This is a genomic window from Paraburkholderia sp. BCC1876 (assembly GCF_902833695.1).
Taxonomy (GTDB): Bacteria; Pseudomonadota; Gammaproteobacteria; order Burkholderiales; family Burkholderiaceae; genus Paraburkholderia.
Window position 1 is genome coordinate 637,387 of record NZ_CADFGI010000002.1, and the last position, 16,459, is coordinate 653,845.

The 16,459-nt window shown below is 63.5% G+C and carries 16 protein-coding genes; 12 read left to right on the forward strand and 4 right to left on the reverse strand.

The window, feature by feature from the left end; translation table 11 throughout:
• Window positions 1-5: 5 nt before the first annotated feature.
• The 4 genes from HWY05_RS09385 to HWY05_RS09400 all read left to right on the forward strand — a co-directional run bounded on the left by HWY05_RS09385 (window position 6) and on the right by HWY05_RS09400 (window position 3,401).
• Window positions 6-917 (forward strand): hypothetical protein, encoded by a 912-nt coding sequence (locus HWY05_RS09385; RefSeq protein ID WP_176058141.1) that lies wholly within the window; start codon window positions 6-8, stop codon window positions 915-917.
• Window positions 918-1,009: 92 nt separating this feature from the next.
• Window positions 1,010-1,627, forward strand: a complete 618-nt coding sequence (locus HWY05_RS09390; RefSeq protein WP_176058142.1) for a DUF2634 domain-containing protein — start codon at window positions 1,010-1,012, stop codon at window positions 1,625-1,627.
• A gap of 12 nt (window positions 1,628-1,639) precedes the next feature.
• A complete protein-coding gene (locus HWY05_RS09395) occupies window positions 1,640-2,989 on the forward strand; it encodes a hypothetical protein (RefSeq protein ID WP_176058143.1) in 1,350 nt (449 codons plus the stop codon).
• A gap of 175 nt (window positions 2,990-3,164) precedes the next feature.
• Window positions 3,165-3,401 carry a hypothetical protein gene (locus HWY05_RS09400; protein ID WP_176058144.1) on the forward strand — a complete coding sequence of 79 codons (237 nt, stop codon included), beginning with the start codon at window positions 3,165-3,167 and terminating at the stop codon, window positions 3,399-3,401.
• Between the two features lie 83 nt (window positions 3,402-3,484).
• On the opposite strand, the gene HWY05_RS09405 is transcribed toward HWY05_RS09400, so the two are convergent.
• The 3 genes from HWY05_RS09405 to HWY05_RS09415 form a co-directional block, all read right to left on the reverse strand.
• On the reverse strand, window positions 3,485-3,814 hold the full coding sequence (locus HWY05_RS09405; protein ID WP_176058145.1) for a hypothetical protein: 330 nt from the start codon (window positions 3,812-3,814) through the stop codon (window positions 3,485-3,487).
• Window positions 3,815-3,865: 51 nt separating this feature from the next.
• Window positions 3,866-4,222: a hypothetical protein gene (locus HWY05_RS09410; protein ID WP_176058146.1), complete on the reverse strand. Its 357-nt coding sequence runs from the start codon at window positions 4,220-4,222 to the stop codon at window positions 3,866-3,868.
• Between the two features lie 159 nt (window positions 4,223-4,381).
• Window positions 4,382-6,016: a recombinase family protein gene (locus HWY05_RS09415; protein WP_176058147.1), complete on the reverse strand. Its 1,635-nt coding sequence runs from the start codon at window positions 6,014-6,016 to the stop codon at window positions 4,382-4,384.
• A 17-nt stretch (window positions 6,017-6,033) separates the two neighbouring features.
• On the opposite strand from HWY05_RS09415, the gene rimO reads away from it, so the two are divergent.
• The 6 genes from rimO to HWY05_RS09445 all read left to right on the forward strand — a co-directional run bounded on the left by rimO (window position 6,034) and on the right by HWY05_RS09445 (window position 12,412).
• Window positions 6,034-7,407 carry a 30S ribosomal protein S12 methylthiotransferase RimO gene (gene rimO / locus HWY05_RS09420; RefSeq protein ID WP_176058440.1) on the forward strand — a complete coding sequence of 458 codons (1,374 nt, stop codon included), beginning with the start codon at window positions 6,034-6,036 and terminating at the stop codon, window positions 7,405-7,407.
• A gap of 3 nt (window positions 7,408-7,410) precedes the next feature.
• Complete coding sequence (locus tag HWY05_RS09425) at window positions 7,411-8,361, forward strand: sugar kinase (RefSeq protein ID WP_176058148.1); 951 nt, start codon at window positions 7,411-7,413, stop codon at window positions 8,359-8,361.
• Window positions 8,362-8,435: 74 nt separating this feature from the next.
• Complete coding sequence (bktB, locus tag HWY05_RS09430; RefSeq protein ID WP_035550404.1) at window positions 8,436-9,620, forward strand: beta-ketothiolase BktB; 1,185 nt, start codon at window positions 8,436-8,438, stop codon at window positions 9,618-9,620.
• 189 nt (window positions 9,621-9,809) lie between these two features.
• A complete protein-coding gene (locus HWY05_RS09435) occupies window positions 9,810-10,421 on the forward strand; it encodes a hypothetical protein (RefSeq protein ID WP_176058441.1) in 612 nt (203 codons plus the stop codon).
• Between the two features lie 169 nt (window positions 10,422-10,590).
• Entirely contained in the window at window positions 10,591-11,775 is a 1,185-nt protein-coding gene (locus HWY05_RS09440; protein ID WP_035550398.1) for a cystathionine beta-lyase, read from the forward strand.
• A 223-nt stretch (window positions 11,776-11,998) separates the two neighbouring features.
• On the forward strand, window positions 11,999-12,412 hold the full coding sequence (locus HWY05_RS09445; RefSeq protein WP_244146559.1) for a hypothetical protein: 414 nt from the start codon (window positions 11,999-12,001) through the stop codon (window positions 12,410-12,412).
• A gap of 254 nt (window positions 12,413-12,666) precedes the next feature.
• Here HWY05_RS09445 and serB read toward each other — a convergent pair whose 3' ends face one another.
• Window positions 12,667-13,506, reverse strand: coding sequence for a phosphoserine phosphatase SerB (serB, locus tag HWY05_RS09450; RefSeq protein ID WP_035550393.1), 840 nt, complete (start codon window positions 13,504-13,506; stop codon window positions 12,667-12,669).
• 268 nt (window positions 13,507-13,774) lie between these two features.
• Here serB and HWY05_RS09455 point away from each other — a divergent pair, with 268 nt between their 5' ends.
• On the forward strand, window positions 13,775-15,004 hold the full coding sequence (locus HWY05_RS09455) for a cytochrome P450 (protein WP_176058150.1): 1,230 nt from the start codon (window positions 13,775-13,777) through the stop codon (window positions 15,002-15,004).
• Window positions 15,005-15,363: 359 nt separating this feature from the next.
• Entirely contained in the window at window positions 15,364-16,425 is a 1,062-nt protein-coding gene (locus tag HWY05_RS09460; RefSeq protein ID WP_035550388.1) for a Ku protein, read from the forward strand.
• The last annotated feature ends 34 nt before the right edge of the window (window positions 16,426-16,459 follow it).

Below are 16,459 nucleotides of genomic sequence, written 5' to 3' on the forward strand. Positions count from 1 at the left end.
TTAAAATGAATCTGTATAGCGGTTTGTCGCTCGCCGTTGTCGTCGCGGTGCATCCAGAAGGAAACTCGATTGACGTTGTCGATTCCGATAGCGGCGCATGGATTGGAAATGTGCAAGTCATGTCGCACACTGGCAGCAGCAACACGGGGCATATGGACCTCGCTGATATCGGCATGCCCGTCGGCGTGTCTCAGTGGGATTTGACGCAAGCCCCTGAGCGCTACGTGCAGGCGCTGCTGTCGCACGTCAAGGGGATGCCTATTGCTGTCGGTTTTTTGATGCCCCAAATCACGCAGATGACCTTCCAGCGCTCGAACTTCCGCGTGAATCGCCACGCGTCCGACGTGTACGAAACGACGAACGCCCAGGGTGACCACGAATTCTCGCATCCGTCAGGGTCATTTATGCGCTGGGGGCAAAATCCTGAGCACGAAGACCTGACCGGCGCAGACTGGGACGGCCAATGGCAGATCACGCAGAACAAGGGCTCTGCGCCGCACCTGAATATCACGGTCGCGAATGCGGGATCGCCGGTCGCGACGCTGCACTTCGACCCGCAGGGGAATGTCACGCTGACGCACAACGGAAACCTGACGGTCAACACGAAGGGCAACGCCGCGGTGACGGTCGGCGGCACGACCGAACTCGACTCGTCGGGCAACGTGACCATCAAAGCCCCGCAAACGACCGTAGAGGGGCCGCTGACTGTCACTGGACCCTTCGCCTTCCAGTCTGGCATGACGGGCTCTGCTGGCAGTGGCGGCGGCGCAACGATGCAGATTCAAGGCGATGCGACATTCTCTGGCACGGTGACCGGCCAAACCGACGTGGTGGCGGCGGGTATCAGCGGCAAGGGCCACAAGCACACGTCCGAATCGCCGGGCACGCCGACGAGCACGCCTATCGCTGGCGCGTAACGCAGAGGCCACCTTCGGGTGGCTTTTTTCATGGCTCGGCTGCGCGTGTAGTGATGCCAACATTGAGCCATTACCCTTGCAATGGTGACCTGATGCCTTCGATTTTTGATACCCCGCTGACCGGGTTCCGGTTCGTCAATACGCAGCACGGCGACACGCTTCAGGAGTTCGCCGCGCGCGTCATGGGCGACGCGACGAACTGGGCCATGCTGATCGGCATGAACAACCTTGCGCCGCCGTACCTGACGGACGACCCGGCGCAGGTGACGGATGGCGTCGTGCTGAATGGCTCGCCGCTGATGGTTCCGGCTGCCACGCCCGCGCCTTCTGATGATCCGAATGACGTTTTCAAGACGGACGTGCTACTCGACGCCGACGGCTTCCTCTCGATCACGGACAACGGCGACCTCGCGACCGTGTCTGGTTCAGCGAACCTCGTGCAGGCACTGGAAAACGCGCTCGATACCGACCAAGGCGAACTGATCTATCACCCCTCGTACGGCTATCGCGGACGCCGCCTGCTGGGCTCGAAGAACGGGGCGACGGCTGGCCTGATGGCCGCGCGCTACGCGAAGCAGACCGTCGCCGCCGACTCGCGCATTTCGAGCGTGACTAGCTCGACGGCGACCGTGCAGGGCGATGCAATCGCGACCGTCGTGCAGGCGGAAACCGTCGTTGGCACGAAGGTGCCCGTCGCAACGACGATCTAACAAGGATTCGCAATGAGCTTCAGCCTTCCAACGCAACTCACGCTTCCCAGCGCGCTTCAGGCGCTGCAAGCCCCGACGAACACCACGCCGAGCAGTCGCCCGATCTCATTCACGATTGACGACCTGACGGCCCCGGCAGCGGCCACGCCAAGCGGCCTTGATGGCGTGCTCAGTCTCGTCGGCTCGGCGCTCGGCATCGGCGGCGGATCGAACCCGCCGACCTCGTACAGCTTCGGCATCCCGCCCGAATCGCTGACGCGCACCGAAGTCAATCGCGTGGCGGTTCAGAACGCGCTTGGCGGCGCATGGGTGGATGACTTCGGCCCGGGTATCACGCAGATTCAATTGAGCGGCACGACGGGCTGGCGCGGCTTCAATGGGACTGACGGCCTGACGCTGTTTCAGAACCTGCACACGCTGGTGATGAAGACGTGGAACCAGAAGCGCCAGGCCGCAATCACCAAGGGTCTCGACCCGTCGCAAGTGGAACTGATCTTTGCGGACGGCATCGATGGGACCGTGGACGTGGTTATTCCAACGAATTTCACGCTGCGCCGCTCGAAGCAGAGCCCGCTTATCGCGCGCTACGACATTTCGCTGCTGGTGACCGGCGATGCGCCGCCGCCCGCGCAACCCGGCTTCCTTCAGAGCCTCGCGAACGCCTTGGGCTTGGGCAGTTTGTACACTGCAATCGCGACAATCGGCTCGGTCATCAAATCCGCCGTCGGCGTCGTCAGTTCGGTGATTGGCGCTATCACTGGGGCAATCAACACTTTCCTGGGCGTTGTATCGCAGGCGCTGTCGTTCGTTGCAGCATTCCAGAACACGAACGCAGGGCAGGTGGCTTCGATGATCGGCTACACGACGGCGATTGCGCAGGCTGGCACGCAGGTATTCGCGACGCTGGGCGCTTTGCCGGGTCTCGATGCGAACGATATCGGCTGGTGCATGACTGGCTATTCCGCGCTGTCTGACGCGGCGTGCGTGTGCTCTAACGTGTTCGCTCAAGCCGCCAAAACTTTCCCGGTCTATACGGGCCTGTACGGCGCTTCGAACTGTAGCTCGACGGTCCCCGGCTCCTCGCCGCAGAGCCAATACGCACTGGCGACGCCGGGCTCGAACGCCTCGAATCCATGGTACGACGTTATCGGCACGCCGCCGCCGCCGCCCGCCATCAACGTTTCGCAGCCCGCAGTGGTGGCGCTCGCGACGCTCAACGGGACTGACTGCGTTCTTTCGCCGCTGACGCCGCCGCAGATCGGCTCTTTGCTGGCGACCATCAATACGGGCGTGAGCGTGAACATGAGTTCGGGCACGTCGAATGTGACTAGCTCGCCAGCCGGATCGGTCATGAGCGGTTGATGTGGTATCTGTCGTGATGGAAAATGGGAACTGTGACGCGACTTAGATCATCCCGTCACGCTTGACGTAGTCATTCAGCCCCGCACGGTGCGCGCCGTGGCGGGGCTTTTCTTCGCCTATGCGCGGCGCGGGCGTGATGCGAACCTGAGAGCCAACAAACTTTCAGGGATTCAACATGTCCGCAGGCGTTCGCGTAGTCGTTAAAGACAACCTCAACCAGACCTTCGATCCATCGTCGTGCAGCCACGCGCTGACGTACGACGCGCACGGCAATCTGCTGACCGACACGGCCACGGAAAGCAACGGTGCGACCGTGCGCGTAAAGACCTTCACGTACGTGCAGGTGGGTACAGCGTATTTTGTCGAAACCGAATCGCTATGGATCAACGAGAGTTCGTCGCTTGAGGTCTGAGGCGGGCTCGCGCGCCGTCGCATAGGCGCTGGTATTCGCCGGGCGGCGCAAGGCCGCTGGCGAGCCTATTCGCGAGCGCCGGGCTATTCGTCAAGCCACTTCGCCGTTTCGTTGATAGCGGTCTTGATGCGCTGTCGGCACACTGCCGCCGTGATGTTCCCGGCGTCGCGCGCGATGGTGAAGCCGATCACCATTTTCGCAAGATTGATGAACAGGGCCGGGGCGTTCTCACCAAGGAAGTCCGCGCCGGTTACGTGCGCCTGCCCGACTATGCTGTTTGCGATGGCGTCGCCGGTCAAGCCCATCTTCTTTTCGCCGTTCTCGTGCAGATCGGCCACGAACTTCGCGAACCCGCGCACGACCGCCTTCGTGTTGAGCGTGAGGTCTTCGTCGCTGCTTTCTTCGTCGTGCATGGCCGCCGCTCCCCGAAAATTAGAAAACCGGCGCTGGGCCGGTTCTATCTGCTACTGCGCCAGGATTTTTGCTATCAGGTTATTCAGCATGGTCTTCAAGATCACCATGGCCGAATCCTCATCCGCGCCGCACTCTACGATTCTAGCCGCGTTCGATGCCTGCGCCGCCGAGAAGCGCAGTAGTTCGATGGCTGGCGGGTGCATTCTGAAGCCGGGCGGCAACGCGCGAAACAGGAACCGCTCTTGTGCTGCCGTCAGGGTGACCAACTTCGCCATGTCGGCGGCGTGCTTCTCAATCGCGGCGACCGGGTCCAACTCCTCGCCAGCGACCCACTTGCCGCGCATCGCCGTCGCGAACGCAGCCACGCCGAAAATCAACGCCTCAAACGATTCTTTGTCCATGGTCATTCCCCGTTGATCCTGCGCCAGAAAACGAAAAAGCGGGCGAGCAGATTTCTCTGGCTCGCCCGCTTTGGGTCATGTTGTAGCAGTCCGGGCCCTAACGGCTCCCGTGCCTGCCATGTCATGCTACTCCATGCGCGCCATGGCTGCGCTAGTGGCTCCCCTCTACGATGGCATCGCGAACCCGGGCGGATGCGGCACGTCTTGCAGACCGTAAAGCTCCCCGGTCTTCGAGTCGAACTCAATAAGCCGCGTAACGCCGCGCTTGCCGACCAGTTCGAGCGCAATCCTGCCCTCAACGCCGGATAGGCCGCGCCGGATTAGCCCAATGTGGGCGAACGTGTCGGCAACAAGCTGCCGCACTTTCATTCGCGCGTCGTAATCCAGTGCTTCCACGCCTTCGGCGAGTTCGGCCCAAGCCTGCGCCGCGGCGGGCGTAGCCGTGCTCGACGCTGCGAGTTCGTGTTCCAATTGGTCGATAGTGTTACGCTCGACCTTCAGGCGGTCTTCGAGTTCGCGAGCGCGCCTCACGAACGCTGCCGGTGCGCCGTCAGGGTCCGACAAGAGCGCATCCGTCACCTTCTCTATCTGGCGCTCAGTCTCTGCCGCCTGCGCTCGCGCCTGCGCAAGGCGTGCGGCGCGAGCCACTTCATCGCCGTCGCCTGATGTCAGGCGCGTCAAGTTCATTTGGTCCGAGCAATACGCCATGAGCGCCCGTTCGACCGGCACGACGCTACAGCTTCCGCCTACCGGACATCCTGTGTTGTGTGAGTAGCCGACGCATATCAGGCGGCGGTGGCCGTCCTGCGGCCTGCCGTCTGCTTTGCGCTTCCTGCCCATCAAATTCTGTGCGACTACGGCGGTTCCGCAATACACGCAGCGGGTGATTCCGAGACCCGTGAGGATGCCGGGTATTTCGCCTTTGCCCTTGCGCGTCCCGCGCTGATCGGCCGCGTACTGAAGCTCGGAAAACTGCTCAGGCGAGAGGAGGGCCGGGTAGTATCCTTCGAGCCGGAATTCCTCGCCGTCCACTTCGAGAGTCTTTTCGCCTACCAGCGCGCGGTTTCGGATGATCTTGTAAAGCTGCGTCGCGCCGTTGTTACCGTTCGCGCTCATGCTCAAGCCGCGCTCGGTAAGCTCGCGCACGGTACGCACCGCGCCGTGACCATCCAGAAACATTTGGATCATGAGGCGAATGGCGGCGGCGCGCTCGGGCATGAGTTCGAACCGGCCATCCACCGCTTGCGTCCAGTGCGGGTCTTTGCCGTTGCGGATGATGCCGCGCCAGGTGCCCGCGACCCAGCCTTGGCACTGGCGGCGGATCGCGGCCTTCACGCGCTTGCTCTTTGTGTCCGACTCCTCATGCGCGCGGATCATTGTAAGAAGGCTGTAAACAAGGCCCATCGGGTCTTTCTTCAGCACTTCGCGGCTGTACTCTCGGCCATCGCTGGCGGTAATCACGCGGATTCCGGCCCCGATGATGGACGACAACTGACCCTGCGCCAAGATCGGCTCTGCGCGGCTCAGGCGGTCCAGACCCTCAACGACGAGCACGCTGCCGGTCGGAACCTTCCCGTCTTCAATGGCGCGCAGGAAGACGCCGAGCGCGCCGTTTTTGACGTGGACCTGGTGATAGGCGGATAGCCCTTCGTCCCGCATGCTCAGGGTGTCGTCAAGCTCTAAGCCGTGCTCGGCGGCCCAGCGCCGGGCGTACTCGGTCTGTCGCTCAACCGATGATCCCGCCGCTTGTTTTGGGTCGCTGAACCGCAAATAGGAATAAACTCTCGCCTTTGTCGTCATTGGCTCTCCCCTTGAAAATGTTACCGAATTCTGCTGCAAATCCCCGTATAGGTATAGTATCCCTCGGGTGCCCGAAAGCCCTCGTCGATTCCGAGCAGATCATCACCCAGTTGCGCGCCGAAGGTTACGAGATTTCCGGCACCTACGACGGCGCGGACCTCGTGGTCGTCAATACCTGCGGCTTCATCGACGAGGCGGTGCAGGAAAGTCTCGACGCGATCGGCGAAGCGCTCAATGAAAACGGCAAGGTGATCGTCACCGGCTGTCTGGGCGCGAAGAAGAGCGCGAGCGGCTCCGGCCTGATCGAAGAAGTGCACCCGAAGGTGCTGGCCGTGACCGGCCCGCACGCGCTGGGCGAAGTGATGCAGCACGTGCATACCCATCTGCCGAAGCCGCACGATCCGTTCATTGATCTCGTGCCCGCCGCCGGCGTGAAGCTCACGCCGCGCCACTACGCGTACCTGAAAATTTCCGAAGGCTGCAACCACCGCTGCACGTTCTGCATCATCCCGTCGATGCGCGGTGACCTCGTGTCGCGCCCCGTCGCCGACGTGATGCTCGAAGCGGAAAACCTGTTCAAGTCCGGCGTGAAGGAACTGCTGGTGATTTCGCAGGACACGAGCGCCTACGGTGTGGACGTCAAATATCGCACGGGTTTCTGGAACGGCAAGCCGATCAAGACGCGCATGACCGACCTGGTCGGCGCGCTCGGCGAACTCGCCGCGCAGTACGGCGCCTGGGTGCGCCTGCACTACGTGTACCCGTACCCGAGCGTCGACGACGTGATTCCGATGATGGCCGACGGCCCGTACAAGGGTCACGTGCTGCCGTACCTTGACGTGCCGTTCCAGCATGCGCATCCGGAAGTGCTCAAGCGCATGAAGCGCCCGGCCAACGCCGAGAAGGTGATGGAGCGTGTGAAGAAGTGGCGCGAAATGTGCCCGGATCTGACGATCCGCAGCACGTTCATCGCCGGTTTCCCGGGTGAAACCGAAGAGCAGTTCCAGACGCTGCTCGACTTCATCCGCGAAGCGGAACTGGATCGGGTCGGCTGCTTTGCGTACTCGCCGGTGGAAGGCGCCACGGCCAACGAACTCGACGGTGCGTTGCCCGACGAAGTCCGCGAAGAACGTCGCGCGCGTTTCATGGAAGTGGCCGAAGAAGTCTCGGCGAAGCGCATCGCGAAGAAGGTCGGCAAGACGCTGAAAGTGCTGGTCGACGAGATCAATGCCGACGGCGGCATCGGTCGCACCGCGGCAGACGCGCCGGAGATCGACGGCGTCGTGTATATCGCGCCGACAACCAAGGCGTCGAAGCGCTACAAGGTCGGCGATTTCGTGTCGGTGAAGATCACCGGCGCCGACGGCCACGATCTGTGGGGCGAGGTTTAAACAATGACGGTTAGCGCAACCGCTGCCCAGCCGGCACGGACTCCCGAGATCCTCGCGCTCGGCGAGGCGATGATCGAATTCAACCAGTCGGCGAAAGATCAGCCGAACTATCTGCAAGGCTTCGGCGGCGATACGTCGAACTTCTGCATCGCCGCCGCGCGGCAAGGCGCACGGACCGGTTTCGTGTCCGCGGTCGGCGCGGATCATTTCGGTCGTCTGCTGATCGATCTGTGGGAACGCGAGCTGGTGGATACGGCGCTGGTCAACGTCGATCAGCACGCGTCCACCGGCGTGTATTTCGTGTCGCACGGGCCTGACGGCCACGCGTTCGACTATCTGCGCGCCGGTTCGGCCGCGAGCCGCTATGCGCCGCGCGATCTGCCGCGCGACGCGATTGCCGCGGCCAAGGTCGTTCATCTGTCCGGAATCAGCCTCGCGATCAGCCTGAGCGCCTGTGACGCGGCGCTGGAAGCGATCGCGCATGCGCGTGCCAATGGCGTGCGCGTGAGCTTCGACACCAACCTGCGTTTGAAGCTGTGGCCGCTGGCACGGGCTCGCGCCGTGATGCTCGAGGCGATCCGCCAGACCGACATCTGCCTGCCGAGCTGGGACGACGTGACCGACCTCACCGGTTTGACCGGCCGCGACGAAATCGTCGATTTCCTGTTGTCGCACGGCCCGCGCGTGGTCGCGCTCAAACTCGGCAAGGAAGGCTCGTACATCGCGACGCCGGACGAGCGGCGCGTCGTGCCGGGCTATACGGTCAATGCCGTCGACGCCACCGGTGCGGGCGACTGCTTCGGCGGCGCGTTTATCGCGCGCGTGGTGGCGGGTGACGATCCCTTTACCGCGGCGCGCTATGCGAACGTCGCCGCAGCGCTGTCCACGCAAGGCTACGGCGCGGTCGCGCCGATTCCTTCGCGGGCAACCGTCGAACAGCAATTGGCGGCCTGACGCCACGCGCCTGGAAGTAAAGCGCGGCAGGCCCCCGGCAAGATTATCTTGAGAGACTAGAAGAGGAGCGAGCGATGCAACGAGACGTAGTGGTGGTGAGCGGTGTGCGTACGGCAATCGGCGGTTTCGGCGGCAGTCTGAAGGATTTTCCGCCGACCGATCTCGGCGCACGCGTCGTGCGTGAAGCGCTGGCGCGCGCCAACGTATCGGGCGACGAAGTCGGGCACGTGGTGTTCGGCAACGTCGTGCACACCGAGCCGAAAGACATGTATCTGGCGCGCGTGGCCGCGATCAACGGCGGCGTCGCGCAGCACGCGCCCGCGTTGACCGTGAACCGCCTGTGCGGTTCGGGCTTGCAGGCCATCATCTCGGCCGCGCAAAGCGTGCTGCTCGGCGACGCCGACATCGCGATCGGCGGCGGAGCGGAAAACATGAGCCGCGCGCCGTACTCGATGCCCGCCGCCCGCTTCGGCCAGCGCATGGGCGACGCGCGCCTCGTCGACATGATGGTCGGCGCGCTGAACGACCCGTTCCAGTCGATCCACATGGGCGTGACCGCCGAAAACGTCGCGCGTCAGTACGACATCTCACGCGAAACGCAAGACGCGCTCGCGCTCGAATCGCATCGTCGCGCGGCCAACGCGATCGCGAACGGTTACTTCAAGGACCAGATCCTGCCGATCACGATTCCGTCGAAGAAGGGCGACGTCGTGTTCGATACGGACGAACACGCGCGCCTGAACGCCACGCCGGAAGACTTTTCCAAGCTCAAGCCGGTGTTCGCGAAGGAAAACGGCACGGTCACGGCCGGCAACGCGTCGGGCATCAACGACGCCGCCGCGGCCGTCGTGCTGATGGAGCGCAGCGTCGCCGAGCAGCGCGGCATCAAGCCGCTCGCGCGGCTGGTGTCGTATGCGCATGCGGGTGTCGATCCGGCGTACATGGGTATCGGTCCGGTGCCGGCCACCCGCAAGGCGCTGGAGCGCGCGGGTCTGACGGTCGCCGATCTCGACGTGATCGAAGCCAACGAAGCGTTCGCCGCGCAGGCTTGCGCGGTCAGCAAGGAGCTCGGCTTCGACCCGGCCAAGGTGAATCCGAACGGTTCGGGCATTTCGCTCGGTCATCCGATCGGGGCGACCGGCGCGCTGATTACCGTGAAGGCGCTGTATGAGTTGCAACGTGTCGGCGGCCGCTATGCACTGGTGACGATGTGCATCGGCGGCGGACAAGGGATCGCGGCGATCTTCGAACGGATCTGAGTCTGATTCCGCGTCCGAGATTCGAGATCTGAAGCTCGCGACGGTCGCGATCGTCGCGAGCAGCTAGCAAGCAGGTAGCAAGCAACGAGGAAGGTTTTGATGCAGGAATTGAACGCGAAAAACGCAGCGAAGAACGCAGCAGAGCGCGGAGCAAAGCACGCTGCAAAGCGGCGGCGCGGTTGGGCCGTGATGAGTGTTGCCGCGTTGCTGTGTGCCGGCGCGGGGGCGTGGATGCCCACGCAGGCCTGGGCGGAAAGCGACGCGGTGAAGGAACTGGCGGCGCCTCCGGCGATCCAGTTGCCGCTCAAGCCGAGCCCCGAGTTCGCGAAATTCCCGCGCTACGCCGGCATGCTGGGCGCGCGTCAGATCGTGCTGCGACTCGGCGCGAAAACCGACGATCCGTCCGGCGTGCACGGCGAGTATCAATTCACGGACACCGGCGAGGTGATCCTGATCGCCGGCGACCGCGACGGCGACACGCTCGAAGTCGAGGAATCGAACGACGGCACGCATATCACCGGCAACTGGGTCGGCAAGTTCGCAGCGGACGGCTCGGTGGCGGGCGATCGTATGAATGTCGACGATTCCGACCCGCAGCCGTTCGATCTGAAGCCGCTGGCAGCGGGACAGGCGGTGCCGCGTCCCGGCGCACCGGCCTCGGCGACTGCGGCGGTCGGCGCGAATCAGGCGGTCGCTGCACCGCAGGCGTCCGCGGGCGGAGTGGTTGCCGCGCCGGGTTCGACGCCCGCAAACGGCGGCCATGCCGTGGGCGGCGTCAGCAATCTGCAAACCGGCGAATGAAGCCGCTCACGCGCGGGCCTCACAGTCCGCGCGTGAGCGAGTCCGTGCGCGCGTCCATGCACGAGACAACACCACGCCGGTTCGCCGACTCTGTCGGCTGCGACCGCTGCGGCGTCTGTCCTGAAACCGCATACTCTTCGTCTCTGTCTGTCTTTCACCGAATCTCACCATGACCCAATCCAAACTCAAACGCGCTCTGCAAACTCGTATCGTGCGAGCCGAGGACCAGCTCACGCCGGGCTTCGAGTCGTTCTCGACGCCGGTCACGCGCGCGTCGACGGTCGTGTTCCCCGATCTCGCGACCATGCGCGCGCTCGACTGGAAAAACGACGCGCAGTGGCGCTACGGCCTGCACGCCACGCCGACTTCGCTGGTGCTGGCGCAGCGGCTGGCCACGATCGAAGGCGGCCATCACGCGCTGCTGCAGCCGTCCGGGTTGTCGTCGATTTCGAACGTGTATTTCGGCCTCGTCAAGGCGGGCGACGACGTGCTGATTCCCGATAACGTCTACTCGCCGAACCGCGATCACGGTGACTGGCTGGCACGCGATTTCGGCGTCACGGTGCGCTATTACGATCCGCTGATCGGCGCGGGCATTGCCGATCTGATCCAGCCGAACACGCGGCTGATCTGGCTCGAAGCGCCCGGCTCGGTGACGATGGAAGTCGCCGACGTGCCGGCGATCACGGCGGTGGCGCGGGCGCGCAACGTCGTCACGGCGATCGACAACACGTGGTCGGCCGGGCTCGGTTTCCGGCCGTTCGACCACGGCGTCGACATTTCGGTGCAGGCGCTGACCAAATACCAGTCAGGCGGCGGCGACGTGCTGATGGGCGCGACGATTACCGTCGATCGCGAACTGCATCTGAAGCTGAAAGCGGCGCGTATGCGCATGGGGATCGGCGTGTCGTCGGACGATTGTTCGCTGATTCTGCGCAGCCTGCCGAGCATGCAACTGCGCTTCGCGCAGCATGACCGGGCGGCGCTCGAACTCGCCACCTGGCTGAAGACGCGGCCTGAAATCGCCGCGGTGTTGCACCCGGCGCTGGCCGATTGCCCAGGTCACGAGTTTTTCAAACGCGACTTCACGGGCGCGGGCGGTTTGTTTTCCGTGGTGTTCGACGGTCGCTACAGCGCGGCGCAAATCGACACGTTCTGCGAGTCGCTTGAACTCTTCTCGATCGGCTGGAGCTGGGGCGGCGCGCAGAGCCTCGTGATGCCGTACGACGTCGCGTCGATGCGTACTGCCGGGCAATGGCCGCATCGCGGCACGCTGGTGCGCTTCTACATGGGTCTCGAAGAAGCGGCGGATCTGCGCGCGGATATCGAACAGAGTCTGGCGGCGTTGGGTTGAACGACTGAGCCGTATCCCGCGAAGATTCGAAGGATCGTGAAGCCCATCGGGACATGCTCCCGGTGGGCTTTTTTGTTTGTCAAGATAGCCGGTTGACCTGACCATCCGGCCGAATGTTCAGCGCGACGTTGCGCCGCTACGATGGTGTGCATCCCGACTAGCGGTTGCCCCATCATGGTGAGTGTCGATGAATCTATTCTTCTGGACGTTGCTGAATCTTGGCGTGCCGATCATCGGCCCGATCTTTACGCTCGCGCTCGTCGCCCCCGCGCGCGGCTGGCGCGCCGCGGGAACACTGATCGCCGCGTCGGTGAAAGACGGCCAACTGCTCTGGTGTGCGACCGGTTTATGTGCGTCCGCGATTTATGAGGGATTGACGGAGTGGGAGCGCGGGAGCGACAACGTGTCGATGCTGGAGATCGGCACGGTGGCCTGTTGTCTGGTTGGCTTTTCGTGTTCGGTCATCGTCATGGCGTGCCTGCTCGACGCGCATGACGAACGGGCAAGAGCAAGGGGGCGCGCTCAGCGCACCGCGTTCGTTGCCGGAGGATTTCCGCGAGCTGCGATCGGCACGTCGATTTTCCTGGTGGCTGCCGCCGCTATTTTGTTTGCATTCATTCACGCCTATCCACTATAGGTTTTTTCAGATAGCAGGGCATTTAGACTGCGGTTTTCAGCGAGGTACGTATGAAGACAATAGCCACTTATTTCGAATCCAGCGAAAACGTCGAACGCTTTGTGGTGCGCGTCGGCACCTTTGCGACTGTCACTGCACTGCTCACGTCCGTGGCACTTCTTATCGATATCCTAAATAGATAAGCCACCCGGTCAACGCCGGTCGGCAGGATTTCGGCTGGCGGCACTTCGTAAAAGTCCGCCAGCGGTTACGCTTCAGAACAGCCGCAACAAACCATCCAGTCCCACGTAGTTGAACGCCACGCTAGCCGCTTCGCGCACCACCGGCTTTGCGCGGAATGCCACGGACAATCCGGCTTCGGCCATCATCTTCAGATCGTTCGAGCCGTCGCCCATGGCAATCGCGCGAGTCGGCTTGATGCTCAACTGGGTGCAGATTTCGCGCAGCGTGCGTGCTTTCACGTCGGCGTTGACGATCTCGCCGATCACCTTGCCGGTCAGCTTGCCGTCCACGATTTCGAGCGTGTTGGCGCGGATGAAATCCAGGCCCAGGCGCTGCTTCAGTTTTTCGGTGAAGAACGTGAAACCGCCCGACACCAGCAGCGTTTTTAATCCGGCGGCCTTGGCGCCCGCCAGCATCTGTTCCGCGCCGGGCGAGAGTTGCAGCCGTTCTTCGTAAACACGTTCGAGCGCGCTGGCGTCGAGACCCTGGAGCAGGGCGACGCGACGCGTCAGGCTCTCGTTGAAATCCTTGATTTCGCCGCGCATCGAGGCCTCGGTGATCGCGGCGACTTCGGCTTTCAGGCCGCAGAAATCGGCGATCTCGTCGATGCATTCAATCGTGATCAGCGTCGAATCCATGTCCATCGCGACCAGCCCGAAGTCACGCAGCTCGCGGCCGGCTTCGACAAAGGCGTAATCCAGTCGATGGGTAGCGCAGTAGACATCAAGGTCGGCGCGCTGGTCGACGTTGGCGTCGGCAATGCGAAGCGCGTTCGCGTCGATCGGGGTGGCGTGCGAGCCGCGTGCCAGCGCGATCAGCGTTTTGTGATGGTCGACGGAAAGAGGAGCAGGGCTTTGAATGACGAGGTTCATGGACGACGCAGAGACGCAGAAGAGGACGGGGACGCAGCGCGCGCGGAAAATCCCGCTATTGTAACGGGTCGTCGGCGGGCGTTCGGGGAGCACGGGCGGGTGCAATCCTGACCTGCGCGGTTCATACTGGCGCATCGAACGACGCCTCTTCGTCGTTGCAGCCATCGACGCCGCCTCAGCTACGCAAGCGCCACCCGGCGCCTCGCACGGCACGGCACGAAGTGCAACGACACAAACCAATGAGGCGCACCCCTTACGGAGACAACGCATGCCCCCGGCGACCGCCAGCGATCCATCCACCCTCGCGCGCGAGTTCGATCTGCGCCATCTGAACCCCGCGTTCTACGCCGACCCCTATCCGGTTTACCACGCGCTACGTACACACGAGCCGATCCGCCGCATGCCCGACGGCTCCTTGTTTCTGACAAGGTTTCGCGACGTCCAGGCCGTCTATCGCGATCCGAAAACCTTCAGCTCCGACAAGACCGTCGAATTCAAACCGAAGTACGGCGACTCGCCGCTCTACGCGCATCACACAACGAGTCTGGTTTTCAACGATCCGCCCCGTCATACGCGCGTGCGCAAACTGATCGCGGGGGCGTTGACGGCGCGCGCGATCGCGGCAATGGAACCGGGGCTGGTCCGTCTGGTCGATGGTCTGCTCGACGCGGCCGCCGAACGCGGGCGCCTTGATCTGATTGGCGAGTTTGCATCGGCGATTCCGGTCGAGATTATCGGTAACCTGCTCGACGTGCCGCACGCCGAGCGCGAGCCGTTGCGCGACTGGTCGCTTGCGATACTCGGCGCGCTCGAACCGTCGCTGACCGACACGCAACTCGAGCGGGGCAATCGCGCGGTGAGCGAATTCGTCGCCTATTTGCGCGATCTGGTCGCGCGGCGGCGGCGCGAGCCGGGCGACCCGCAGCACGACGTGCTGACGCGTCTGATTCAGGGCGAAGAGGGTGGCGAGCAGTTGTCGGAGATGGAACTCCTGCAGAACTGCATTTTCATTCTGAACGCCGGGCATGAGACGACCACCAACCTGATCGGCAACGGCCTCGTCACGCTTACCGAGTGGCCTGAGGCGCGCGGCGCTTTGTTGGCCGAGCCGTCGCTGATCGAGTCCGCGGTCGAGGAATGTTTGCGCTTCGAAAGTTCGAATCAGTTGGGCAACCGGATGGCGACGGTCGACACCGAGATCGGCGGCGTCGCGGTCGCGCGCGGCACGCCGCTCACGTTGTGCATCGGCGCGGCCAATCGCGATCCCGAGCAATTCGCGGAGCCGGACCGGTTCGATATTCGTCGCACGCCGAACCGGCATCTCGCGTTCGGCTTCGGCATTCATCAGTGCGCGGGGTTGTCGCTCGCGCGGCTGGAGGCGCGGATTGCGATCGGCCGGTTTGTGCAGCGGTTTCCGGATTACCGGCTGGACGGTGAGCCGACGCGCGGCGGCCGCGTGCGGTTTCGAGGCTTCGCCGCGGTGCCGGTGGCGCTGTAGGCGCGGCCGGTGGCTTGGAGCGCAGCGGCTGGTTTCTTGGCAAGGCGGCCGACTTTGTAGCGCAGCGGCGGGTTTCTTGGCGAGGCGGCCGACTTCGTAGCACAGAGGTTGGCTTCGTAGAGCGAAGGCTAGCTTCGTACAGTAGCGGCGGGTTTCTTGGCGCGGCGGCCCGCTTCGTAGGGTAGCGCCGAGCTGCATAGCGGAACCCGGCTCCGTAGCTTTTGCCAGTCTGACGCAAGACTTACAACCCGCGTCTCGACGCAGTCAGCGCCGCATCACCGCGCTGCGCGCCGATCCGCAGCGTCACCCCGTGGCACGCCATCTGCTTCACCTAAGCTCTCGGGCCAACGGAGCGGACGATGGCACACATGATCTGGAAGGGCGCAATCAGCTTCGGCCTCGTCCACGTGCCGGTGCAGTTGTATCCGGCGACGCAGTCGGAGAAAGTCGGTTTCAATCTGCTGGACAAACGCACGATCGACCCGATCGGCTACAAGCAGATCAATAAGCGCACGGGCAAAGACGTGACGCGCGAGAACATCGTGCGCGGCTTCGAATACGAGAAGGACAAATACGTCGTGCTGTCGGACGACGAGATTCGCTCGGCGAATCCCGAGTCGACACAGACGGTCGATATTCTCGCTTTCGTCGACGCGCCGGCCATCTCGTTCCTCTATCTCGACACGCCCTACTTCCTGACGCCGGACCGCAAGGGTGAAAAGGTCTACGCGCTGCTGCGCGAAGCGATGAAGGCGACCGGCAAGATCGGCGTGGCGAACGTCGTACTGCACAACAAACAGCATCTTGCCGCGCTGATTCCCGTCGGGCCCGTGCTGGCGCTCAATACGCTGCGCTGGGCCGCCGAGGTGCGCGACTTCGACGAATTCAAGCTGCCGGCCGACGGCATGAAAGCCGCCGGCGTGAGCACGCGCGAACTCGACATGGCGAAAAAGCTGATCGAGGACATGAGCGACGCCTGGGACCCGTCGAACTATCACGACACGTTCCACGACGACATCATGTCGCTGGTCGATCGCAAGATCCGGGCGGGTAAGACCGAGGAGATCACTGAAGTCGAAACGCCGCGCGAGTCGCGTCGCTCGGCCGATATTCTCGATCTGTCCGATCTGCTCAAACGCAGTCTGGGACGCGGCAAAGGCAAGCCGGCGACCGGCGGCCGCAAGCGTGCCGCCGCCGATGAAGACGACGCAGGCGATACGGGCGACGAGGCGGATGCCGAAGCGAGCGCCCCGGCTCGCAAAAAACCTCGTTCGACGCGCGGAGCCGGTGCGGCGAGCACGACGCGCAGTCGGACCAGCAGTGCCGGCGACGCAAGCCGTGCCGCATCAAAGTCAGCGAAGAAGTCAAAGGCCGCATCAACATCCGCACCGGCAGCGCGTAAACGCCGCGCGGCCGCTTGACGACCTGCCCCACGCGCGACAGACAGCCCACACT

Coding starts and splice junctions, on each gene's coding strand:
- HWY05_RS09385 (WP_176058141.1), top strand. CDS start 6: ATGAATCTGTATAGCGGTTTGTCGCTCGCCGTTGTCGTCGCGGTGCAT.
- HWY05_RS09390 (WP_176058142.1), top strand. CDS start 1,010: ATGCCTTCGATTTTTGATACCCCGCTGACCGGGTTCCGGTTCGTCAAT.
- HWY05_RS09395 (WP_176058143.1), top strand. CDS start 1,640: ATGAGCTTCAGCCTTCCAACGCAACTCACGCTTCCCAGCGCGCTTCAG.
- HWY05_RS09400 (WP_176058144.1), top strand. CDS start 3,165: ATGTCCGCAGGCGTTCGCGTAGTCGTTAAAGACAACCTCAACCAGACC.
- HWY05_RS09405 (WP_176058145.1), bottom strand. CDS start 3,814: ATGCACGACGAAGAAAGCAGCGACGAAGACCTCACGCTCAACACGAAG.
- HWY05_RS09410 (WP_176058146.1), bottom strand. CDS start 4,222: ATGACCATGGACAAAGAATCGTTTGAGGCGTTGATTTTCGGCGTGGCT.
- HWY05_RS09415 (WP_176058147.1), bottom strand. CDS start 6,016: ATGACGACAAAGGCGAGAGTTTATTCCTATTTGCGGTTCAGCGACCCA.
- rimO (WP_176058440.1), top strand. CDS start 6,034: ATGTTACCGAATTCTGCTGCAAATCCCCGTATAGGTATAGTATCCCTC.
- HWY05_RS09425 (WP_176058148.1), top strand. CDS start 7,411: ATGACGGTTAGCGCAACCGCTGCCCAGCCGGCACGGACTCCCGAGATC.
- bktB (WP_035550404.1), top strand. CDS start 8,436: ATGCAACGAGACGTAGTGGTGGTGAGCGGTGTGCGTACGGCAATCGGC.
- HWY05_RS09435 (WP_176058441.1), top strand. CDS start 9,810: ATGAGTGTTGCCGCGTTGCTGTGTGCCGGCGCGGGGGCGTGGATGCCC.
- HWY05_RS09440 (WP_035550398.1), top strand. CDS start 10,591: ATGACCCAATCCAAACTCAAACGCGCTCTGCAAACTCGTATCGTGCGA.
- serB (WP_035550393.1), bottom strand. CDS start 13,506: ATGAACCTCGTCATTCAAAGCCCTGCTCCTCTTTCCGTCGACCATCAC.
- HWY05_RS09455 (WP_176058150.1), top strand. CDS start 13,775: ATGCCCCCGGCGACCGCCAGCGATCCATCCACCCTCGCGCGCGAGTTC.
- HWY05_RS09460 (WP_035550388.1), top strand. CDS start 15,364: ATGGCACACATGATCTGGAAGGGCGCAATCAGCTTCGGCCTCGTCCAC.